The following is a 24,028-nucleotide window of genomic DNA, read 5'->3' on the forward strand; positions in this document are numbered from 1 at the left end:
TGTACTAAGATGACTCAAATTAATAGTTTTAATTTCATCTATGAATGAAATGGGATTGGGTGATTTGTGAAAGATGATATTCAGTGGCGTAACATCGATTTGAATCTGTTGGTGACCTTCTCTTATCTGTATCGCTATCGCAGTGTGAGTTTGGCTGCCGAGAAGAGTTTTGTCAGTCAGTCCGCCATGAGCCACAGCTTATCGCGTTTGCGTGTGCTGTTTGATGACCCTTTGTTTGAACGCAAAGGGCATAAAATGGATCCGACTGAGCACGCGCATCATATTGCGCCAACAGTGCATCATCTATTGGATTCCATTGCCAAAGACTTGCTGACTAAGTCCGAGTTTCAGCCAGAAAACTACACTGGCGTGTGTCGCATTGGTCTTACCGATTACGCGGAGTTCATCTTCGCACCCCTACTTTATGATGAAATCCGCAAGCGTGCGCCAGAAGCGCAAATCAGCTTTATCAATGTTAACCGTAGCAACTATGTCGCCATTACTGAACATGACAAGCTCGATGTCATTCTTGGTAGCATGCCCGTACTCGATGACAACTTTGATAGCCAATATCTCTACACTGAAAAGCATGTGTGCCTATGCGATAAGCAGGTTTTAAACGGTGAGACTGAATTATCGATTGAAGCATTTGCCAATATTGAACAAGCCTTGGTGAGCCCGGATGGCAGTTTAAGTACACAGGTAGACAAAAAACTCGCGGAACATGGTTTAAGCCGCAAGGTAACAGTAGCTTCACGTAACTTCTTGACGATCCGTAACCTGCTTAAACAACGTAATTTGATTGCCATTGTGCCGGAAAAAATGGCATCAGCAGAAGGCTTTTCAGATGGCTTAGTGTCAGTGCAGCCGCCGATTGCGGTTGCCGATTTTGATATTGCTATGCTGTGGCACACCAGTCGTAACAATGAAGACAAAGGGATGTGGCTACGTCAGCTGGTGGCAGATATCGTTACTTCAACGCACTCTCGCTGAACCTAGCATTTCGAGGTTACTTGGGTATAAAAAAGGGCACCGATGGGTGCCCTTGGTCTGACGAATGTGGTCAGGTGCTATCAAGCGTTATGTGTAAGGCTTACATTGCTTGAGTTGCTGGCGCTGCTTCTTTGGCGCGCTCTTCTTGGTCGAGTGATTTTTCGTATTGGCTGTACTTCCACCAAGCAAAGCCAAGGAAAATCACAATGCCACCAACGTTGTAGAAAATAATCGTCATGATGTCTGCGCCAGTTGGGAAGGTTGACGCTAGGAAGCCCACAGTAAAGATAACGATAAGCACAGAAACCGCAGCGATACCTGTCATACGAGAGCCCATTTTGAAATCACGTTCTAGATGGTCCAGTTTTAGGCGTAGGTTTAGGTAAGCCAACATGATAAACAGTGGTGGCAACATTGAAGCCGCAGCCGTCATATTGATGACCGTGTTCATCAGATCTTGCGCTGTGTTCGAGCCCAAAGTCGGGATGATCATCAGTGGAATAACGATAAGGAATTGGTACCAAGCTGCACGAGCAGGCACGCCGTTTTCATTTAGCTCTACGGTTTTCTTACCAAAGATACCTTCTGGAATTTCAGAGAAGAAGATTTTCACTGGTGTCGCTGTCCACATTAGCAGAGAGCCGAACATTGCAGTAAACGACACTAAGCCTACAAAGCGGTTCATCAATATTTCAGGCAAGCCGAAGTGCGCCGCTAAACCTTCAAATACTTGTACAGAGCCACCCGTGTATTTAAGTGTTTCGCTAGGTACGAATACGTTAATCAGCACTGAAGCGACACAGTAAAGTACGCCGATGAAGATACCTGCAACGATGATCACTTTAACAAAAGACTTTGAGCCACCTTTCACGTCATTTACGTAAACCGCCACCGATTCAGCACCGCCTGCTGCCATAAAGATCCAAGTGGTAATGCCGAGGAATGCCCAGCTAAAGTCTGGCACCATGGCTTCTACCGTGATTGGGTCAGCAGGTTGAACGCCACCGACTAATGCAGCGCCAGCAAGCAGGATGTACGACATAGTCAGTAGCAGCATCAAAGAAGAAGTGACTGAGGTAATTGGACCTAACATCTTCGCGCCGTTAGTTGATACGTAAGTTGCGAACGCAAACAGAATCATACTCAGTGCTGTTGTGGTGAGTGGGGTCAGAATGTATTCATAGCCAAGGAACGCGTATGACGCATAAGCAATAACGCGAGGCAGCAATGACGTGAAGAAAAATAGGTTAACAAACCAGTAGGTGTAGGCAGAGATAAACGCCCAACGTCCGCCAAGTGAGCTTTTTACCCATGCATACACGCCGGCTTCCGAGTCTTTGTTTAACGATACAAACTCTGCGATGATCAAACAGAAAGGAATAAAGTAAAAAATGGTTGCCAAGAAGAACATTGGCGCTGAAGCAAGACCGATCTCAATGTTGTTATTAATTACGTTGTTGAAGCTAAAGACCGCGGCAAAGGTAAGGGACAACAACCCGAATTTGCCTATCGTATTACGTTTGGATTCAGACATTTTCTATCTCCGATGAATCACGTTGGAATTGTAGGGAGGAAGGGCTTGCATTGCTGTGAGCGCAGCCCTTCTCTTGTTCTTTGCTTTTGTTATTTATTTAAGAAGTAGCCATCTTCGATAGTGACTTTCAGCACGACCTTTCTAACGCGGTTATCACCGTGGAAGCGGTAGGCTTTGGTGTTATCGAAAATTGCTACTTGGCCCTCACAAAGCTCACGAGTATCCCCTTGACCGGAAAGGAACTCGCGGTCAGTTTCATCTTGGTAAGCTTGCTCAGGTTGTAGGTTTTTCTTGTCAGCGAACTCCACCGTTTCGCGACCTTCAAGGTAGTAATGCACGTCGAAGTAGCGGCGGTTGCCTTCAAACATTTCAGTTTGTTTTGTGCCGTCTTGAATCATGTAAACCAAGGAGTCTCCGATGGAATACATCACGCCATCTTTAAGGTTTACGGTGTTCTCAATTGCCTCGACACAGCGCTGCCATTTACGCCCATTGCGGTACACGACTTTGAATTGGTCTAAGTTGTCTAACACGATCATGGATTACGCCTCGTTTGCTGTTTGAGTATTGGATTGAGTGAAGAACGCATTGTCGAAATCATGGTTTGCCATGGCTTGTGCACTGCAATCGCCAACTTGAAGCGGTATCAGCGTTAAGCCATAACGGAATTCATCCATGTACACGCGGTATGAGTCGAGCACTTCGCTTCCCCACGAGTTTGAGCCCAGTCCCATCACTTGATGGTCAAGGTTGAGCGTGATGTAGCCGCTCTTTTCTAGCTCAATGGTGTGTTGCGCTTCGTGCAGGTTTTGGTTGGTGTAGAACCACGCGCTGAAGTTGATTTCTTGTTGTGGTTTCACCAACAACCCCGTCCCGTGACGATTCGTTAGTGATGCCCAACGAACGTGTTGGCGGTTACCGTTGTTTTGTGGGAACGGGTAGTTCTCAAACATGTCGGCTACCGTGCTGTGGTAAACATCAATCAAGTTGGCTTGGCGGCTGTCTTGGTAGTTTTCTTCAGGACCGCGACCGTAGTAACTGACTTGGTCAAAGCTGCCGTTGATGCCCAAATCCAAACCAATCACAGGGATAACATGCGGGTAATCGCCGTAGCGCTCGCCACTCAGTTCCACATTTAAATGCCCTTGTGCGTTGATTTGGTAGCGGTAGGTACAGCGCATGCCAAAATCGAACACCGGCGGTGCAATGATGCTGGTGGTCGTGATCGAAACCGAATCATCGGTTGCTTCGACTTGCAGCGTGCGGAAGTGCTCTTGCATGATTTGCAAGTGTGCTGGGTGCCACAAACCTTCGTACTCTTGTTTGTGGTTATCAATCATTGGCTTGAAGAAGTTCAGTCTAGGCTCAGATCGAATCAGCTCTTCACCATTGACGCGCCAAGAGGTCAGCTTGCCGTTGACTTTAGAGAAAATCAGCGTGAAGTTGTGGCCTTCAATCACGTGTTCCAAGCGGCTTTCTGTCGTTACTAACGCTTGCGCATTGTGGTTAACAAACTCGGCTTCACTTGCTGTGTTTTCTTTTAGCTGGAACTGGTAGCTCGCGATGTCGTGGTTTGCTTCGCTGTACAGAGTTCGACTGTCTTTACGCACGGTGAAGTTAATAAAGGCTTCACGCTCGTCCAGTTCAGGCAAATTAATCGTGATTTCACGTGCGCTGTTCGCTGCAAGCTCTTCGACCTTAAACTGCACGCTGCGCAGCGTTTCACCTTCCGCTCGGATATCTGCAGTGATGGTGTAATCATTCAGGTTGGTGAACCACAATTTGTTTTCTATGGTAAAGCGGTCTTTTGTGCCTTCCACCGCGTGAATTTTCACTGGTGCGATAACTTGTTTGTATTCTTTTAAGCCTGGTCCCGGCGTTTGATCTGGGTAAATCAAACCATCCATACAGAAGTTGTAGTTGTTTGGATAATCGCCGTAGTCACCGCCGTACTTGTAGAACTCTTGACCATTTTCATCGCGCGCTAATACGCCATGGTCACACCATTCCCAAGCGTAGTGACCTTGAATGTGGTCATGCTTGTAGAACACATTTTGGTATTCCGTCAGACCGCCAGGTCCGTTACCCATCGCGTGTGCGTATTCGCAGATGATGCGAGGCTTGTCGTGCGGGTGTTCACCAAAGTGGTTCATGAGCTGAGCACGTGAGTACATGGTAGAAATCACGTCGACGACTTCTGCATCGCGGTCCTCTTCGTAGTGCACTAAGCGAGTGTCATCAATCGCCTTAGTTGCGCTGTACATAGCGCGGATATTGCAGCCGTAACCAGACTCGTTACCTAGTGACCACATGATGATCGAAGGATGGTTCTTTTGAGCATGAACATGGCGCTCTGCGCGATCGACAAACACACTTTCCCATGCTGCATCGTTGGTGATGCGGCTGAGATCGCCAACGTTAGCGAAGCCGTGGGTTTCTACGTCGGTTTCTGCCATTACGAACAAGCCGTAAATGTCACACAGCTCGTAGAAGCGTGGGTCGTTAGGGTAGTGCGCGGTGCGAACTGAGTTGATGTTGTGTTGTTTCATCAAGATCAGGTCTTTCTCGATGCGATCCATGCCAACAGCGCGACCTTTTAGGTGGTCATTATCATGACGGTTTACACCGTGTAGCATCACGTATTGGTTGTTGATGTAGAACAGACCATCACGCACTTTAATGTCTCGGAAGCCAACACGTTGCGGAATCACTTCGACAATATTGCCTTGTGCGTCTTTTAGTGTAATGAACAGTTGGTAAAGGTATGGATTTTCCGCTGTCCAATGGGTTGGGTTCACCACATCAATGGCAAAGCTTGCTTGGCTGTTGCCTTGGATAGTCAGTGAATCACATTGACCGCTTACAACCACAGTGCTTTTATCTTGAAGGGCATATTCCAGCGTGTAACCAGACGCAACCGTAGTCGATAGGTTTTCCAGTTCAACTTGGCAGCTTAAGGTGGCACTTTGGTAATCGTCGGCGAAATCAGTACGAACAGTCAGATCTTGGACGTGAACGTGCTCTTTTCCGACAAGGTACACATCGCGGAAGATACCCGCCGTCCACCACATGTCTTGGTCTTCAATGTAAGTCGAATCTGCCCACTGCATCACACGTACAGACAGTAAATTTTCACCTTGTTGTACATAAGAAGAGATGTCGAACTCTGCGGTCAATCGACTGCCTTTGCTAAAGCCAACGTAATGACCGTTTACGTAAACTTCGAAGTAGGTTTCAACGCCATCAAATTTGATGATGGTTTGTTTGTCGTTCCAGTTTTCACCCAGAGTGAACGTGCGTTGGTAAGCTCCTGTCGGGTTATCTGTCGGAACAAAAGGCACATCGATAGGGAATGGGAAGCCTTCATCTGTGTATTGAAGGTCGCCATGACCTTCCATTTGCCACATGTTTGGAACGGTAATTTGTCCCCATTCTTCCATTTTTTGTGAGTAAAACTCTTCTGGCACCAAGAGAGGATTGGTGAAGTAGTTGAATGTCCATTGACCACTTAGCAGTTTGAAGCGGCTGCTCAGTTCTCGTTGGAATGTTTGTGCGTTTTTAATTGAATCGTAAGAGAAGAAGTAAGCACGTGGTGCCATACGATTCTCATGCAGGTGAAGGAAGTTTTCCCAATTGTTCACGTTTGTTCTCCCCTCGGCTTAGTTTGGTAGCAGGCAAAGGAGGAGTCCAATGCTTGAAGTTATCCAAAAGAAATGCAGCCGATGTCATTTGAAAAAGAGTGATGAATTATCTAGGAAAAGATATTAGTAAAAGTTTTACTAAAATAAATTAGTGAAAACTTTTAACTTTAACTTGGTCACGTTTTATTGGACGATCATTGAACAAGATGTGATCAGGATAAAGGAATGGCATCCCAAGGCGATTTCTTAGGTAAAGTGGATAAAAAATAGCTAGATTTAAAGAGGGGATAATAAAAAAGCACTGAATATTCAGTGCTTTATAAATTTGATAATGTGAAGGGAATTACTGAGTGGTGCCGCGGAGTTTTAATTTGCTCGGCACATGCACTTGTAGAGGCAGTGCGCGACCGTCGCGGTATTTTTCTACTAATAAATTTACCCCTTGAATACCCATCATCTCAGAATGAATGCGCACAGTTGAGAGTGGTGGGAAGGTAAATCGGGCGGTTGGAATGTCATTGACGCTGATTAGGGCAATGTCTTGTGGAATGTTCAAACCGAATTCATGAATCGCGCGTAAAACACCAATTGCAATTGAGTCTGAAGCGATAAAGAGCGCTTTAGGAAAATCGCCTTTTGCTAACATGGCTTTTGCTAAATCGTAACCAGATAAGCTAGAGAAGTCGCCGCGATAAATATCGTCTTCTGACACCACGCCTTTTAAGCTGCCGTATTCTACAAATGCATTTTCACGAATGTCTGCAGTGTTTGGTTCATCTTGACCACCAATAAAACCAATCCGTGCGTAGCCTTGTTCAACAAAGAAGTCGACCACTTGTTTACTGATTCGCGCAAGATCGATATCAACACAGTCGTATGTGCTATCGCTGTCAGAGAAGTCGATATAGCAAATGCTGTCAGTAAGACGTTTAGGCAATTTACGAATCACGGCGCTGTCAGTTTTACCGACCAGAAGGATACCGGTGATCTTTTGCGTTTCTACATCGATGATGCTGTCGTAGCAATTGGTTAGCGTAATGCCCAATTTGTCACACTGGGTTTCAATCCCGTGACGAATCGACAAGTAATAAGGGTCATTCACCTCGGCTTCTTGCTTGTAGTTATACAAGGCTAAGAAGTGGTGTTTTTGTCTTGCCTCTTTGGTGGCTTTTTTGGAACTGCTGGTGCGGTATTCCAGCTTTTCTGCGATTTCTAAGATGCGGTGTTTGGTTTCTTCTTTTACGCTCAAAGTCGGATCATCATTTAACACGCGCGATACGGTCGCGAGTGAGACGCCAGCTTCAGTAGCGATATCTTTTAGTGTTGCCATGTGCACTTCCCGTAGGCAAAGCTCACTGTCCCAGTGAGAAAAGCAATAATCCCACCATTGTAAACAGCTACTTATGGATGCACAAACTTTTAGTAAAACTGTGCGATCGGGGAAGTGAAGTTATCTGCCGGAAGAATACGTTAAGCACTCGTTGCTCTATCGTATTTGATGGTATTAAGGTCTGAGAAAAAGCGAACAAAGGCACCATAACAGTGCCTTTTCTTTGGTTACTGGTTATTTATTCGCGTTGATGACTAAAGTTTGTAGTGGCTGCAGGGTTATAACTACTGGGTCGGTGTAGTGAGATGGAATTGTGTTGTTTTCACCGTAAGCCATTTTTAGCTTGAACTGCCCATTTGCGCCTGTAGGCAATTCAAAATCACGATTGAGATCCAAGTAATATTTTTGTGGTTTATCCGATGGGTTACGCAACGAAATTACGGCTTTGTTTTCATTCCATGACGCAAAACCATACACCGCTAAGTTAGTTGGATTGCCACCAATCCAATGTGAATCCACTAAAACATCGGCGTTCTCTCTTGCCCATTTAGCTGCTTTTGCAAGAGTGTCCCATTTAGTTGAATTGAGCATATCTGGCGTAATATACATTTCTTGTAGTTGTGTGCCAGTTGCAAAATATGACCATACTTGATCGGCAAAATCTTGATCGGATTGTACTTTCTCAAGTCCATAATAAGCGTTTTTGGCGCTGACAATACCGTGAAGCATTATCGAACTCATCGGGAATAATGGACCTTTACGGACAATCGAACGATATGTTTCAGCGTCTCGGTAAGTGACCCACTGTTGTGTTGGAGAGCCATCACCATAAAGGTTGATATCATCACCTTGGCGCCAAATGGAGTCAGCGAAGAATAACCATGATGGGCTTGCGTTGGTCCCGGTCGTTAGGTTGATAAATACTTTATCATTGGCCTTGTGCATGTTCTCGATCAACTGAACTGACGCATCAAAATCGGAAGCAAATTGACTGCCTTTTAAGTGAGATGTTGCGTTGCCCATTCCATCAAGTTTAAACGATGAAATATGTTCGTTTTTAATCAGATTGGTGATTTTGTCATTGAAGTTTTTGAAGTACACCGGACCTGAGAGAGCAAACTTGCCATCCACCGTTTCGAAACCATTTTCCTTTGCATGTGAAACGCGAATGTCACGTGGCTTGTTATAGCCTCCCCAAGGGGAAAGCCACAAACCCACACTAGTATTCATTGAATCGGCTAGCTCTTTTACGCTCCCAAACCCATCAGCAAATGCTGAGCCAAAATCCCAGTTTCCTGTTAAGTCATCCCAGCCGTCATCAAGTAAGAACCCATCAAGAACTACGCCGCGTTTTTCCACCAACTCATGATAAATCTCTTTCATTCGTCCTTTAATGTCACTTTCTGTATAAGGAGTGAAAAAGCCAATATCCATCCATGAATTGTAATGTAAATATGGTTTGTAGGGACGTGGTCGCATTGCTTCAATGAACTTGTTGAAGTCGCGTCTTAATTGACTGACTTCGCTAAACGTACCGATATAAGTTGTATATTTTAATGGGGCGTTTGTGCTTATTGGAGTGACAATATCAATATTGAGGTTGGTTTTCGTTTCGTAAGCATAGGTATTTACAATCGGTTTACGCGGCAGCATGAAGAACGTATCCGCGATAATTGGTGAGCTGTTAATGCTACCGTCAACATAAGGCGCTTGCGTTTGTTTTTTGGTTGGCAAGAAAGTGATTTTTTTGATCTTGCGATCGTTACCAACAGCTTTGATTTTGTAATCAACACTCACATATCGTTGTTTGATTACGTTCAAAGTGACATCCACTTCAAAATCATTGCGAACAAAAGTGAGATTGATGCTGTCACCATCTTTCTTGTACTTTTCCAACTTAAAATCTTTGGTATGAAGTGTTGTTTCATTCGGTAGAGTAATGAAGAAAAGTTCAGTTGGGGTGATTTGTTCATCCGTATTATTATTGATCAATGACACGACACCTGAGTTATTATCAAATGTTATTGCCATTGCATCATTGGCTATTTCCATTGAGTACGCATTCCCTATGTAAGCTGCCGAGACTATAACCGCCAACCCACTAGCTTTCAAAGTCTTGTAGTTCATCGATTTTCCCTTACTGATTATTTATTGCTCTTACATTTGAAATCACCATCCCTGTTTTCGTTGAGCTTGCTGTCACAAATCTTCTGCTTTTCCAATTTGCGCAAATTGTCTTTCGATTTAAAAAGAGTGAAATCCAAAAACTTTATTTTCTTAGTGATGAGGGGTGAGCTATTGATGATTTCGTTTTAGCAAACGAAAGGGTGGTTATTGATAGTGATGTTCTTCTCGTTGTTATTCGCTTCTGATTTATCTCACATTTTTTGTATTTTATAGAATTTAGGTGGGTGGGGTTGTGCTGGAAAACAAACAAAAGCCCAAGTGGCTAGGACATCCACTCAGGCTTTGTTTATTGGGTGTTGTTCTGGCGTATTTAAGACTTCACCTTATTGCTGTCGTCTTTGTCGTGATGGACAAGCAAGTGATCAAACACATTTCGAATGAACGGCGCGCCCACTTTAGAGCCACCATTACCGTGCTCGATAACCACGGTCGCCACGTATTTGGGTTTATCGTATGGTGCAAACGCGGTAAACAATGCGTGGTCGAGTAGGTGGTTTGCGAGTTTTTTGGAGTTGTAGACTTCGTCTTTGCGCAGGCCAAATACCTGCGCAGTCCCTGACTTACCGCCACTGCTGTACTCTGCGCCTCTAAATGCACGGCGACCAGAACCATGAGCCCCATTATTTACCAAACGCATGGCGTTGATTGGAATATCCCAGAACTTCTCTGGTACTCCTTCGATAGAAGGCAGCACTTTTGGTTTAACATCGACTTGGTTTTCGAAGTCTTCCCCATGTTCAATCACGGCTTTGAGAAGGTGTGGCGCTTTCATTTCGCCATGATTAATGAGGAATGATGTTGCTTTGGCTATCTGCATTGGTGTTGCTGTCCAATAACCTTGCCCAATACCGATAGGCACCGTATCACCTTGATACCAAGGGGTGCGATGACGTGCGATTTTCCATTCTCGTGTCGGCATGTTTGCGCTGCTTTCTTCGTAAATATCGATGCCCGTTGGCAAGCCAAAGCCAAATTTATTCATCCATTTCGAAATGCGGTCAATCCCAAGGTCAAATGCGGTCTGATAAAAGAAGGAATCAACCGATTCTTCAATTGCCTTGGTGACATCCACGTTGCCGTGACCCCAACGTTTCCAATCTCGCCATGCTTTTGAATTTGGTTTAGAGCCAGGAATACGCCAGAGGCCGTGATCGTTGCGCACGGTACTTGGTGTGATGACGTGTTCTTCAAGCCCAGCGACAGCCATAAAAGGTTTTACCGTAGAAGCAGGAGGGTAAACGCCAAGCGTTGTACGGTTTACAAGTGGGTGAGCTGGATCATTGAGTAAGGCACGGTAGGCTTTGCTAGATATGCCGTTAACAAAAGGGTTTGGGTCATAACTCGGACTTGATGCCATGGCTAATACGCTATTGTCGCGTGGATCGAGCACGACTGCGCTGCCTTGGCGATGGTTGAGTTGTTTGTAGACATACTCTTGTAGCTCAATATCCAGATTCAATACGATGTCTTTTCCGGGAACTGGCGGCACATATTTGATCGTACGAATCACGCGACCGCGACTGTTTACCTCTACTTCCTCGTAGCCTTTGGTGCCGTGGAGGATGTCTTCGTAATAACGTTCAACACCTAACTTGCCGATGTTTTGCGTTGCCTGATAATTCTGTGCTTTGCCTTCTTCATCCAATCGACGCAAGTCTCGATCGTTGATGTGAGAAACGTAACCCAAAACATGGGTCAGTTCTTCGCCGTAAGGGTAGTAACGTTTGAGATCTGCGGTAACAAAGACGCCGTTAAACTCGTGCTGATGAACAGAAAAGCGCGCCACTTGCTTGTCATTCAGTTCGTTCATGATCGTGACAGAACGAAAGCGGCGAGTGTGCTTGTAACGCTTTTTAAAGGATTCGACTTGATCTGGGGTGATATCAATATAGTGACGCAGTTTTTCAATTAATGCATCTGGATCGCCCGCCTGTTCTGGGATCATATCTAAGTTATAAACAGGACGGTTCTCAGCCAACAAAACGCCATTTCGGTCATATATAAGACCACGGGTAGGGGCTATTGGCAGGATCTTGATTCGGTTGTCGTTCGAGCGAGTTTGGTAATCTTTGAAGTGATTAACCTGCAAGTTATAAAGGTTAGCAACTAGTCCTCCCAACAAAATAACCATGCCGATAAAAGCAACGATGGCGCGGTTTTTAAACAATCTTACTTCCTGATTGTGGTCTCGGAATTCGTTTCGCTTGCGTAGCATGGATGCCCTTTAGGTTTGGTCTTTGTGCTCAATGTGCCCCAATAAAAGAGAAGACATGGATTTTAGTCTTGTTACAAATGGTTACATTTGGGGCGGAGCTACTGTAACGAGCTTTGCTCCTTGTTTTGTAAGAGCAATGTCAGGGATCTAAAGCGAAGCCTGATCTTTCTTGCGTTGCGCGTCACCTTTTAATGTTGCCGTGAAGATGTAAACGTTTATACATTTTGTCTAGGATTTTTTTGTTTTGATTCCTTAAATGAATAAATTTGCTTTAATCTTATTAAGTTTTATGTGTTGTGTAATTTTGTGGAAACGTTTACACAAGTTTGAGTTTGATCACGGATCTGGATCGGTTTTGGTTGGTAGACTTTTAACCAGTTAAGCGATCAGCGAATTTGCTTGGTTAATAGGCTCAAATCGTTACCAAGCATGAGCAGCAACAATGGGGAAGCAAAAGTGAAAGTTCTTATCACAGGCGGTATGGGGTACATCGGTAGCCACACATGCGTACAGATGATTGAAGCAGGTATGGAGCCAATCATTGTCGATAACTTGTGTAACGCCAAAGTAGAAGTGCTTAGTCGTATTGAAGCGCTGACAGGTAAACAACCCGTCTTCCATCAAGGTGATATTCGTGATGAAGCCTTTTTAGACTCGGTTTTTGCTGAGCATGATATCCAAGCCGTGATTCACTTCGCTGGTCTAAAAGCCGTTGGAGAATCCGTTGCGAAGCCGTTGGAGTACTACGATAACAACGTGAATGGCTCGCTCGTTTTGGCACGCAGTATGCGCAAAGCTGGGGTGAAAAGCATTGTCTTCAGTTCATCCGCGACGGTGTACGGCGACCCTGACATTGTACCTATTACAGAAGACTCGCCAACGGGCGCAACCACCAACCCATACGGTCGTAGCAAGTACATGGTGGAAGAGTGCTTAAGTGATCTGTTCAACGCAGAAAACGATTGGAGCATTACTTTACTGCGCTATTTCAACCCAGTGGGTGCACATCCATCCGGCACCATGGGTGAGGACCCTCAAGGTATTCCAAACAACCTCATGCCGTTCATTGCACAAGTCGCAGTCGGTCGCCGTGAAAAACTGTCGGTATTCGGCAATGACTACCCAACACCAGACGGCACGGGCGTTCGTGATTACATCCACGTGATGGACTTAGCGGACGGTCATATCGCAGCGCTGAAATCGGTCGGTGATAAAGCCGGTTTGCACATTTACAACTTAGGTACGGGAAAAGGCTCTAGCGTGCTTGATATGGTGGAAGCGTTCGCGTTGGCTTGCGGTAAGCCAGTGCCTTACGAGCTGTGTCCTCGCCGTCCTGGTGACATTGCAGAATGTTGGGCAAGTACTGAAAAAGCAGAGCGAGATCTTGGCTGGAAAGCGACTCGCAGCGTTACTGAAATGACGGCGGACACGTGGAAATGGCAGTCAAATAACCCGCAAGGCTATTCCCCTGCGTAATTGATGCTGCAGCGTTGTCGCATGTACTTTCCAATTCCAATCACATAGAAAACCTATGCTCATGGATATTGGAAAGCTTACCGCCTAGCAGCAACTCCAATTTCATTGGGGAATGCAGATGAAAGAAATTTTAAAAGTTGAGTAAGTAAGATGTCGAATGTTGAATTTAACCCAGTGGATCACCCACATCGTCGCTACAACCCACTAACGGGTCAGTGGATTTTAGTGTCACCGCATCGTGCAAAACGCCCTTGGAGTGGTGCCGATGAGAAACCGTCTATCGATCAACTGCCTAGTTACGATGAGAAGTGTTTCCTATGTCCAACGAACGAGCGCATTTCTGGAGATGTAAACCCAGATTACCAAGGCACCTACGTATTTAAGAATGACTTTGCTGCGTTGATGGTGGATTCTCCAGATGCACCTGAGTCAGACAGCCCTTTGTTCAAGACTCAAGGCGTGCGCGGGTTGAGCCGAGTGATTTGCTTCTCTCCCGATCACAGCAAAACGCTACCGGAACTACCAGTCGACAAAATTCGTGGCGTGATTGACACCTGGAATGAGCAAATCGAAGAGCTTGGCAAAGACTACGTGTGGGTGCAAGCATTTGAGAACAAAGGCGAAGCGATGGGATGTTCTCAACCTCATCCACACGGTCAAATCTGGGCGAATAGCTTCTTACCAAATGAAATTGAGCGTAAAGAGCACAACTTAAAAGCGTACTACCAAGAACATGGCAGTAACTTGCTGGTGGATTACGTGCAAGCTGAACTCAAAGATGGCTCACGTACTGTGGTTGAGACTGAGCACTGGATTGCTGTTGTCCCTTACTGGGCTGCGTGGCCATTCGAAACCATGCTACTTCCTAAAACGCACATTCGTCGAATGAGTGAGCTAACCGATGAGCAGCGTGATGACCTTGCGGTTGCAATCAAAAAGCTAACCAGCCGTTACGACAACCTATTCCAATGTTCTTTCCCTTACTCAATGGGTTGGCATTACGCGCCATTCTTTGAAGAAGGTACTGATATCGATCATTGGCAACTGCATGCCTTGTTCTACCCGCCGCTACTGCGTAGCGCAACAGTGCGTAAGTTCATGGTGGGTTATGAAATGTTGGCAGAAAACCAACGCGACTTAACCGCAGAGCAAGCAGCACAGCGCCTACGTGACCTAAGCGATGTGCATTACAAAGAACAGACCTTAAAGATAAATACGAAAGATGTCATTCCGTATAGCGAGGAACGAGCGTGATACGGAATCTACCATCAGAGTGCGCTGAACGTAGATTCCGGATGCTCGCTAGGGCTCGCCCGGAGTGACAAATGTTAGACAATCAAATATGTCGTTTCTGATTGCGAGATATGAAAGCTGTCGAGAATTCACACAAAAATTTTATGCTGAGATTTTACTATGTCTGATTTAATCCAAAACGTTAAAACCTCTTTTGAACAAGTGCTGGGTTACGCTCCAAGCCACATTATTCAAGCACCTGGTCGTGTCAACCTGATTGGTGAACACACTGATTACAACGATGGTTTTGTATTGCCATGTGCGATCAACTACCAAACGGTTGTGGCAGCAGCAAAACGTGAAGACAACCTAGTGCGCGTGGTATCTGTGGACTACGGCAACGCAGTTGATGAGTTCGATATCACTCAAGAGATTACTTTCCAACAAGACAAAATGTGGGCCAACTACATTCGCGGTGTGGTGAAGTATCTTCTCGCACGCGGTTACCAATTTTCTGGTGCGGATATCTCAGTGAGCGGCAATGTGCCTCAAGGTGCGGGCTTGAGCTCATCGGCAGCATTGGAAGTGGTGATTGGTCAAACGTTTAAAGTGCTGTTCAATCTAGAAATCAGCCAAGCGGAAATTGCACTGAACGGTCAGCAAGCAGAGAACGAATTTGTCGGCTGTAACTGCGGCATCATGGACCAAATGATTTCGGCAGAAGGTCGTGAAAATCACGCGATGTTATTGGACTGCCGTAGCCTAGAAACCGAAGCAGTATCGATGCCAGAAGACATGGCAGTGGTGATCATCAACTCGAACAAAAAACGTGGCTTGGTAGACAGCGAATACAACACTCGTCGTGAGCAATGTGAAGAAGCGGCGCGCATCTTCGGCGTAAAAGCACTCCGTGATGTGAGCATTGAGCAGTTTAACCAGAAAGTGTCTGAGCTGGATGAAATGGTGGCAAAACGTGCTCGCCACGTGATCACAGAAAACGATCGCACGGTCGAAGCCGCACAAGCTCTTCGCGCACACGACATGAAGCGCATGGGTGAGTTGATGGCAGAGTCTCATGCTTCAATGCGTGATGATTTTGAAATCACAGTAAAAGAAATCGATACATTGGTTGAGATGGTGAAAGAGGTCATCGGTGAGCAAGGCGGTGTACGCATGACTGGCGGAGGCTTTGGCGGTTGTATTGTCGCTCTTGTACCGCCTGCATTAGTGGATGACGTGAAAGCAACCGTTGAAGCTAAATACCAAGCAGCAACAGGGTTGAAAGAATCTATCTACGTGTGCCAAGCGAAAAATGGCGCTAGCTTAGTCGAAGTGCTTTAAGCGCACCGCAGCTTTAGTAGGAGCGAGAGATGACCGAGCCATTAACCATCACGATGACACAGCAGGCTGCTTTTGATGGCGAGCCTGCCAAAGTGATCGAACTGAAAAATAACACAGGCATGAGCGTTTCCTTTATGGATATTGGCGCGACATGGCTGAGTTGTCGTTTACCTTTGGCGAATGGGGAGTTGCGCGAAGTGCTTCTCGGAGTGGGGACGATGGGGAGTTTCATGCATCAACAGTGTTATATGGGTGTCACTGTTGGTCGCTACGCAAACCGCATCGCCAATGGGCTTTTTGAGGTTAATGGCGAAGCATTTCAAGTCTCCACTAACCAAGCGGGAAATTGCTTACACGGTGGTGAGGAAGGGTTTGATAAGCGTCGCTGGAACATTGAGTCTCAGTCCGAACAGCAAGTGACGTTTTCTTTGTTGTCTGAAGATGGTGATCAAGGTTTTCCAGGGAACCTCGAAGTCCATGTGACGTATACCCTGACTGATGACAACCAAGTGAGCATTGCGTATTTCGCAAAGACAGACAAAGCAACACCAGTGAACTTAACCAACCACGCTTACTTTAATTTGCTTGGTGCGGAAGCCGATTTGGATTGCCGTTCTCACCGTTTAACCATCGCAGCAGATCAATATCTACCAACTAATGACGTCGGTATTCCTTTGGGCGCATTGCAAGATGTGAAAGGAACAGGCTTTGATTTTAGAAATGAAAAGCCAGTATCGGAGCATTTCTTACAAGATGAGCAGCAGATTGCAGCGAAAGGTTATGATCACAGCTATCTATTTGATGCTCATCGCGACGTTTCAAAACCCGTTGCGCGGGTGGTTTCTCCGGATGGAAAAGTGCATATGTCTGTCGTGACCAATAAGCCTGCCATGCAATTGTATACGGGTAACTGGTTAGCGGGTGCACCAAACCGTCGCGGTGGGGAATACCAAGACTACGCGGGCTTGGCGTTAGAAACTCAGTTTTTGCCAGATTCACCGAACCATGCTGAGTGGGGGCAACCAAGTTGTATTCTTGAACCTGAGCAAGCGTATCGATTCAGTACCACGTTTCACTTTGCTTTTTAGTTAAGGTATTGATTTTTAGCCTTTTGGGTTGCCATGAGCTTTTTGCCTACAGTAGGTCAAAAGCTTAGTTGAACTAAAAACAAAAAAGCTCTGGTACTTCTGTAGCAGAGCTTTTTTATTTCGTATTTTAGATTGGGTGCAGAGTTAGAGGCGGTCAACCGAGTTGCGACGAACTAAGGTTGGGCTGAAGATGATCGTGTCTTCTTCCACTTGTTCATCTCGTGATAATGCCAACGCTAGTCGAGCAGCGCGTTCTGCCATCATTTCGATTGGGTAACGAATTGTCGTCAAACTTGGATTGACGAAGCGAGCAATTAAACCATCGTCAAAACCGACCATAGAGATTTTCTCTGGTACGCTGATTCCGTTTTGATCTAATACGGCAAGTGCCCCGGCTGCCATGTAATCGTTGTAAGCCACGACACCGGTGATTTCGAGTGATTTAGTCAGTAAGTTGGTCATTGCTATTTCACCACCATCACTGTTTGGTTCACCATATTCAACGTAACTTTTCGACAGTTCAATCTTGTGGTCTTTCAGCGCAGCTTGGTAACCTTGCAAGCGCTCATCGGTATCTTCAATGTCATGTGAAGAAGCGATACAAGCTATCTTGGTATGCCCATGACGAAGTAAATATTCTGTTGCGAGGTACGCACCTTTACGGTTATCGAGAGAGATACAACGCTCTGCTAACTCAGGAATGTGGCGGTTGATCAATACCATCCCTTTTACTTCTTTGGCATAGCCAATCAATTCTTCATCTGATAAGCCTTTAGAGTGGATCACAATCGCCTCACAGCGGCTATTAATCAGCAGCTCTAACGCTTGTCGTTCATCTTCTGGATTGTGATAACCATTGCCAATTAGAATGTGTTTACCATTTTCTCTTGCGACGTTATCAACCGATTTGACCATGGTGCCAAAGAAGGGGTCTGAGACATCACTCACCAGCACGCCCATCGTATTGGTACTTTGACTGACGAGTGCTCGTGCTGCCGCGTTAGGGCGATAGCCAAGTTTGCTCATCGCTTTAGTCACTGCATCGATAGAAGTTTGGCTTGCCTTGGGTGATTTGTTGATCACACGAGAAACGGTAGCGACTGACACCCCCGCTTCTTTCGCGACATCCTTGATTGTTGCCATGAGGAACCTTTCGTTGGCTAAAAACGTTAACCGGAGTATTAAACACCCATTGTGTAATAAGTGCAATTGGTACCTATTTATATTGCAACTAATGGCTCATTACTCTATGAATTTATTAGAGATATATGATGTGTAAACGTTATCTTATGCAAGAAAGGTTTGAATCCTTTTATAGTGAGAAAACAAAAATCGCGGTCATTAGAGATCACCGCGATTTGTCGTTTATGTTTTTAACATGTAGACCATAGATAATGGCATTTGGGGCACTAGTTATTGTTCATCCAGTCAACCATTTGGGTTTTGTACACATCGCTGTTTCCGCCGAAGATAGCTTGTACCCCAGTGCCGACTCGTACGACGCCTGCTGCGCCAAGTGCTTTCAGTTTTGCTTCGTCGACTTTGTCTTGATCTGTAACTTGGATTCGCAAACGAGTGATGCAAGCATCCGTGCTTAAGATGTTTTGCTTGCCACCAAATGCACTGACTAGTTCACTGGCAAATTCTGAGCTCGTGTCATTGATGGCTTCGCTGCTATCTTGCTCTTCACGTCCAGGTGTTTTCAAATCGAACGTCTTAATAAACCAAGTGAATACGATGTAGTAGAGCGCTGCGTATGCCAAGCCTAATGGGATGATCATCCAACCTTTGGTGGAAATACCAAAGAAGGTCACGTAGTCGATCAGACCAGCACTAAAGCTGTAACCATGTTTGACACCCAACATAATACACAGCGGGTAAGCCAGACCTGCAATGATCGCATGAATCACGTAAAGCACTGGTGAGATGAACAAGAACGCAAATTCGATAGGTTCAGTGATACCAGTTAGGAATGACGTCAGTGCCGCTGAGATCATGATGCCCATAACTTTGGTACGGTTCTCTGGCTTCGCAGCTCGACCAATTGCAATCGCAGCAGCAGGCAGACCAAACATCTTAAATAAGTAACCACCTGCCAAGTTGCCTGCATTCGGATCGCCGGCGAAGAAACGAGGGATTTCACCGTGGAACACTTGACCTGCTGCATTCACAAACTCCCCAGCTTGTAGCTGAATAATCACGTTGATGACATGGTGCAGACCAAATGGAATCAACGCTCGCTCAGCAGTGCCGTAAGCCCAGAATGCGACTAACGGATTTTGTTCTGTTGCCCACGTGCCGAACCAATCAATGCCTGCACCGATAGGTTGCCAAACAAAGGCAATAGCGATGCCTAAGAACAACATAGAAAATGACGTTACGATTGGGACAAATCGCTTACCAGCAAAGAAGGCCAAATAAGCTGGCATCTTAATGGTGTAGAAGCGATTAAACATATACGCACCAACCGCACCAGAGATGATACCGCCGAGTACGCCAGTGTCGATGTGATCCATTCCCAGTACGCCTGCCATGACTTTTAAAGTCGCGACTAATACGTAGTAGCCAATACCTGCGGCAACCGCACCAACGCCGTCGTTGTTGGTAAATGAGATAGCAACACCAAGCGCAAAAATAAGCGGTAGGTTGCCAAACACTGCACCGCCAGCTTCCGCCATCAATTCAGATACGACGGGGGGAATAAAACCAAATTGTGCCGAGCCAATACCTAAAAGAATACCCGCTGCCGGCATCGAGGCAATTGGCAACATGAGCGCCTTACCGACCTTAGAAAGGTTGGCAAAAAAGTTAGCAAACATAAATATACTCCAACGTGTTATATGAAAATCTTGGTGGGCGCAGTCATGAACAAACTGTGGGAAGCGAGGGGATTAGCGATAGCATCGCGATTATGGTTTGCGGGGGTTTGGAGCATAAACATAAAACAGGTTGCTATCGCTAAAGCTTTATAAATAACGTGTTCGAGTGAAAGAACGAGGTGCTTTTATAATTTGAAACGGCATTTTTCAATCACTCAACCATAGGACTGCGTCAGAATCTGAGAGTATTTTGATTAAAAATAAGGCATGAAAAAACAGAGTATTTTTTGTTTTCTTGGTTCCTGATATTTAAGTTTTTAGACCTTTTTACTTGAAAGAGCGGGGTTGTAGCTAATATAAGGAATAGGAAATGAACTTTGGAGAGCCTGTTTTGGAGAGTATTAATCTATTTCGATACTACGAACGTTTGGAAACATTTGAATTGCGAGAAGAGCACGCTGTGACGTTAGCCGACATAGCAGAGAAGATGTTTACAGGTTCAAGACATGCTCGGACGATTCTTAAGCAAATGAATGAGCTTAACTGGATAGCGTGGATACCAAGAGTAGGGCGAAACCAGCGCTCAACCTTGATCCGTAAGTTTGATCGAGCAGAGGTGAAATGCGCCATCGCGTTGGAATGGATTCAAGAGACAAAATACGACCGAGCTTTAGAGTTCCTCGATTATGATCAAGCCGTGTTCGAGCAACTGTTAAAGCAAACCTCTGGCGCTCAAATCACCGAAGGAAGAGTGAACGTTCAACTGACTTACAATCGTACATTTGCGCCTTTAACCCCTGCAACTCCCCACCGAAATAGCGAGCGATTTTTAATTCGTCAAATTCATGCCTGTTTGGTCGATATGAACTCAAAAGGGGAAGTTGTCACCAATATTGCCCATTATTGGGAGGCGGATGAGGCGTGGCGAACGTGGACTTTTTATCTTCGTCCGTCCGTCTGTTTTCATTCGGGCGTCAAAGTCGATGCCGTCGTTATTTCACAGTTGCTAAGCCAACTGAAGGCTCGCTCGTATTATAAGAATGAACTCGATCACCTTGAAAACATCATTGTCGAGTCCCCTTATCGTTTATCGATAGAACTTAGCCGTCCTGATAAAGGTTTTGCTGCTCTCCTTAGTGATTTGAAATATTCTCTGCAACCACCAGAGCAATTGAACAAGCATTCGCCGGATATTGTTGGATGCGGGATTTTCTCTTTAGAATCTCACACCGATAGTAAATTAACTCTGGTTGCGAATGAGCGTTTTCATGCGTTTCGTTCGTTGACAGACAAAGTGACGATCTGGTCGTTGAATAGTGTTCATGCGGTTTCTGAAAACACCACGCGTGAGCTCTCTGAGACTGAACAATATTCGAAGAAAATTATCACCAACCATAATGACGACTTTAATCAATTCAGCATAGATAAAGAGCATACCCGTTCTCGAGCTCGTATTGAGGAAGGGTGTTTAATTATGCTTTTCAATCAGCACAACTCAAACCTCTCCTATTCTCAACGCCGTTGGTTAAGTGACAAACTCAATGGGAACAAGATTTGGCAGCAGCTTGAGCAGAGCAAGACAACGTTTGGAGCCGAAGTTGCACACAATTTTTTCCCTTTCTGGCATAACGTAAAACACATCAAAAGTCATAAGGTGGTGCCGCCCGATTCTATTCGCATCGCCTGTTATTCCCATCTTGGTTTGCAACGTTGTGCAAAAGCCACTCAAGAGATATTGGTCAAAGAGGGGATTGAGGTGCATATAATTGTTTACTCATTTGAGGCGTATATTGAAAAAGCGTTGAGTGAAAGCTTTGATGAAGAGATCGTATTTGGCAGCTTTAACCTAGATGATAACCGTCAAGTATCTGCGCTTTTATATTTCCTCAGTGACCCGGTTTTACATGCGTCGATTGGCGCTGAAGTGAGAGAGTGGTTGATCACCGAAATTAACCAGATCCGTGCGCGCTTTTCTCCTAGTGAATACTTGAATCAATTAGAACAGTTAGGCTCCGTCCTTATATACGAAGGCTTGGTTAGCCCAATGCTTCACCATCAACAAACACTAAGCTTTCAAGATATTTTCAAAGGTGTTGAGATTACGGCGTGGGGATGGCCGAAACTGAGTGATATTTGGTAAAGGATATTTGCAATTCATACGACCTTTACGCATCAAAATGCGATCTTCACCTCTTGTATTTAAAGCCTTAACTGTTAATGTTGAACTTGTTTTAGTAAAATTTTACTGGAGTTTTAATTAATGGAAACGATCGCTTACTCAGACTTTGCAAAGTTAGAAATTCGCACTGGAAAAATTATTGAGGTGGCGCGCCACGAGAATGCAGACAAGCTGTACATTGTGCAGATCGATGTCGGTGAGAAAACCCTGCAAACGGTCACGAGCCTTGTACCGTACTACACAGAAGAAGAGTTAATGGGTAAACAAGTGGTAGTGCTGTGTAATCTAGCAAAAGCTAAGATGCGTGGTGAAACCTCTGAGTGTATGCTGCTGTGCGCTGAAACTGATGATGAGTCGGAAAGCGTATTACTGACACCGGAACGCGCAATGCCATCAGGCGTGCGAATTGTTTAAGCTGTAAGTTAAATTTATTTATATAACAAATGCTTATGGTTTATGTCTCATTTTATAAATGAGTAAGTTGATTCATATTCACCTTTATTTATAATTTTCTTGATTTAAAACTGTTTAACAGTATGAAAATATAGGAAATTATAATGAAAAAGGTTTTGCCTTTATTGGCTTTAGGTGCAGTGGTTGCTTCAGCGTCGGTTCAAGCAAATAGTGGTTGGTATATTGGTGCGGATATTCATAACACTGAGATCGATACAGAGTTGAACATTGATTCATCGTCTTCAACAGGCTTTGGTATCGCTGTTGGTAAAGAGATGGCGCTCTCTCAGCAGTTTGTATTAGCTTTTGAGGGTGAGTTTATTCACTTTGGCAGCTTTAAAGAGAACGGACACTTCATCGATCAGTTTGGCACTGCGCACAATGCGAGCATTGAAGTTGAAGGTTACGCTGCGAATCTTAATGCGAAACCTAAATACTACTTCACAGGCACAGGTTTCTACTTAGGCGCTGTGGCTGGCTTGGGCGTGATGGGTGTTGACCTGAAGTTGGATGTTCCAACTGCATCTTCTAGCTCAATATCAACAGATGGTAGCGATATTGGTTTCAACTACGGTGCTGAAGCAGGTTATGAATTTGCTTCTGGTCTGATTGTTTCTGGTGGTTACCGTGCGTCTTCAGTCACGATTGATGTTGAAAATGGCGGTGATTTAGATTTTGATTTTGATGGCTTTTACGTAGGTCTAGACTACAAATTCTAATCAGATATTTGTCGAATATGAATAATGGAAGGGAGCCACTAGGCTCCCTTTTTGATCAGGTTATCTATTAATTCATAATGATGATCTTGCACACCCGCAAGGTTGCCATACTTGGGCTGGTGGCGGTCATTCTCTTTGGCGTGTTGCCAACCTATAGTATGGCGAACAAAGTGTTCAGCAAACGCGTGAGAGACTTCCAAGCATCCTGCTAAAACAGTATCTACATAACTTTGCATGATTGGGCTGAGCGTGCAGGGTGGAAGGGGATCGCTTTTCACGTAAACCCAAATCTCATGATCTGGATTAAAGCTGATGTCAGTTTCGATTTGTTCAGGACGAATTTGAATACGATGATAGCCACGTTCGCGGCGGTCAAATTCAGTCAGCGCTTGGTGGTCTACTTCGAGCAGCACACCGTTCACTTGCCCTTCGCCTTCATTCACAACCAGCGGTGACAAGATATAGCTGTCGTCGACTTTGCCCCAATAGCGCACTAACCCATGGGCAATAACGGGAATTGCTTCCCCCGTTTGCCCTGTAAGCTCACGTGAGGCCGAATTGATTAAGCTGCCGTAGCCAAATATATACATCGTGATTGTTCCCTTTTACTTCGACGAATTCCGTTCTATCCGTTATACCTAAATATGATATCTAAGTCATTCTTACTGAGCCCAGCATTTTTACGTTCTTGGGAGGAAATGCCTCCACGGCATCAGGCGCAATGTTTTACCTCTAAAGGATAGTCTGATCTTATAACATGTATTTTTTATGCATGTTTGTGTTAAGATCGCTGACGTTAAGTTTTTCGACAGTACGAATT

General features: G+C 45.1%; 17 protein-coding genes. 8 read left to right on the forward strand and 9 right to left on the reverse strand.

Annotated features, from left to right (window positions below; all coding sequences use genetic code 11):
• Window positions 1-66: 66 nt before the first annotated feature.
• Window positions 67-993, forward strand: coding sequence for a LysR family transcriptional regulator (locus OH463_RS13805; RefSeq protein WP_009698696.1), 927 nt, complete (start codon window positions 67-69; stop codon window positions 991-993).
• Window positions 994-1,093: 100 nt separating this feature from the next.
• Here the strand turns inward: OH463_RS13805 and OH463_RS13810 are convergent, their stop codons facing one another.
• The 6 genes from OH463_RS13810 to mrdA form a co-directional block, all read right to left on the reverse strand.
• Window positions 1,094-2,527: an amino acid permease gene (locus tag OH463_RS13810; protein WP_005449069.1), complete on the reverse strand. Its 1,434-nt coding sequence runs from the start codon at window positions 2,525-2,527 to the stop codon at window positions 1,094-1,096.
• A gap of 89 nt (window positions 2,528-2,616) precedes the next feature.
• Window positions 2,617-3,066 carry a beta-galactosidase subunit beta gene (locus OH463_RS13815; protein ID WP_009698695.1) on the reverse strand — a complete coding sequence of 150 codons (450 nt, stop codon included), beginning with the start codon at window positions 3,064-3,066 and terminating at the stop codon, window positions 2,617-2,619.
• A 3-nt stretch (window positions 3,067-3,069) separates the two neighbouring features.
• Window positions 3,070-6,168, reverse strand: coding sequence for a beta-galactosidase subunit alpha (gene ebgA / locus OH463_RS13820; RefSeq protein ID WP_269991496.1), 3,099 nt, complete (start codon window positions 6,166-6,168; stop codon window positions 3,070-3,072).
• A gap of 343 nt (window positions 6,169-6,511) precedes the next feature.
• The gene (gene ebgR, locus OH463_RS13825) at window positions 6,512-7,498 is read right to left on the reverse strand and encodes a transcriptional regulator EbgR (RefSeq protein ID WP_187992729.1); all 987 of its coding nucleotides are present in this window, start codon (window positions 7,496-7,498) and stop codon (window positions 6,512-6,514) included.
• Between the two features lie 234 nt (window positions 7,499-7,732).
• Window positions 7,733-9,625, reverse strand: coding sequence for an enterotoxin (locus OH463_RS13830; protein WP_017817716.1), 1,893 nt, complete (start codon window positions 9,623-9,625; stop codon window positions 7,733-7,735).
• Between the two features lie 370 nt (window positions 9,626-9,995).
• On the reverse strand, window positions 9,996-11,900 hold the full coding sequence (gene mrdA / locus OH463_RS13835; protein WP_188014863.1) for a penicillin-binding protein 2: 1,905 nt from the start codon (window positions 11,898-11,900) through the stop codon (window positions 9,996-9,998).
• Window positions 11,901-12,356: 456 nt separating this feature from the next.
• On the opposite strand from mrdA, the gene galE reads away from it, so the two are divergent.
• The 4 genes from galE (at window position 12,357) to galM (ending at window position 17,038) form a co-directional block, all read left to right on the forward strand.
• On the forward strand, window positions 12,357-13,376 hold the full coding sequence (gene galE / locus OH463_RS13840; RefSeq protein ID WP_050921731.1) for a UDP-glucose 4-epimerase GalE: 1,020 nt from the start codon (window positions 12,357-12,359) through the stop codon (window positions 13,374-13,376).
• Between the two features lie 150 nt (window positions 13,377-13,526).
• Window positions 13,527-14,630, forward strand: coding sequence for a UDP-glucose--hexose-1-phosphate uridylyltransferase (locus OH463_RS13845; RefSeq protein ID WP_269991497.1), 1,104 nt, complete (start codon window positions 13,527-13,529; stop codon window positions 14,628-14,630).
• A gap of 159 nt (window positions 14,631-14,789) precedes the next feature.
• Window positions 14,790-15,950 (forward strand): galactokinase, encoded by a 1,161-nt coding sequence (gene galK / locus OH463_RS13850; protein WP_009701722.1) that lies wholly within the window; start codon window positions 14,790-14,792, stop codon window positions 15,948-15,950.
• Between the two features lie 29 nt (window positions 15,951-15,979).
• Entirely contained in the window at window positions 15,980-17,038 is a 1,059-nt protein-coding gene (gene galM / locus OH463_RS13855; protein ID WP_101960266.1) for a galactose-1-epimerase, read from the forward strand.
• A 144-nt stretch (window positions 17,039-17,182) separates the two neighbouring features.
• Here galM and OH463_RS13860 read toward each other — a convergent pair whose 3' ends face one another.
• Entirely contained in the window at window positions 17,183-18,181 is a 999-nt protein-coding gene (locus OH463_RS13860) for a substrate-binding domain-containing protein (protein WP_101960267.1), read from the reverse strand.
• A gap of 266 nt (window positions 18,182-18,447) precedes the next feature.
• Window positions 18,448-19,857 carry a PTS glucose transporter subunit IIBC gene (gene ptsG / locus OH463_RS13865; RefSeq protein WP_269991498.1) on the reverse strand — a complete coding sequence of 470 codons (1,410 nt, stop codon included), beginning with the start codon at window positions 19,855-19,857 and terminating at the stop codon, window positions 18,448-18,450.
• Window positions 19,858-20,227: 370 nt separating this feature from the next.
• Between ptsG and OH463_RS13870 the strand changes: the two genes are divergently transcribed.
• The 3 genes from OH463_RS13870 (at window position 20,228) to OH463_RS13880 (ending at window position 23,208) form a co-directional block, all read left to right on the forward strand.
• The gene (locus tag OH463_RS13870) at window positions 20,228-21,997 is read left to right on the forward strand and encodes an SgrR family transcriptional regulator (protein ID WP_269991499.1); all 1,770 of its coding nucleotides are present in this window, start codon (window positions 20,228-20,230) and stop codon (window positions 21,995-21,997) included.
• Between the two features lie 120 nt (window positions 21,998-22,117).
• A complete protein-coding gene (locus OH463_RS13875) occupies window positions 22,118-22,450 on the forward strand; it encodes a tRNA-binding protein (protein WP_009698684.1) in 333 nt (110 codons plus the stop codon).
• 143 nt (window positions 22,451-22,593) lie between these two features.
• The gene (locus tag OH463_RS13880; protein WP_269991500.1) at window positions 22,594-23,208 is read left to right on the forward strand and encodes an outer membrane beta-barrel protein; all 615 of its coding nucleotides are present in this window, start codon (window positions 22,594-22,596) and stop codon (window positions 23,206-23,208) included.
• A gap of 38 nt (window positions 23,209-23,246) precedes the next feature.
• Here the strand turns inward: OH463_RS13880 and OH463_RS13885 are convergent, their stop codons facing one another.
• Window positions 23,247-23,798 (reverse strand): gamma-glutamylcyclotransferase family protein, encoded by a 552-nt coding sequence (locus OH463_RS13885; RefSeq protein ID WP_005450884.1) that lies wholly within the window; start codon window positions 23,796-23,798, stop codon window positions 23,247-23,249.
• Between the last annotated feature and the right edge of the window lie 230 nt (window positions 23,799-24,028).

This window comes from Vibrio sp. NFR (genome assembly GCF_027587095.1).
GTDB lineage: Bacteria > Pseudomonadota > Gammaproteobacteria > Enterobacterales > Vibrionaceae > Vibrio > Vibrio harveyi.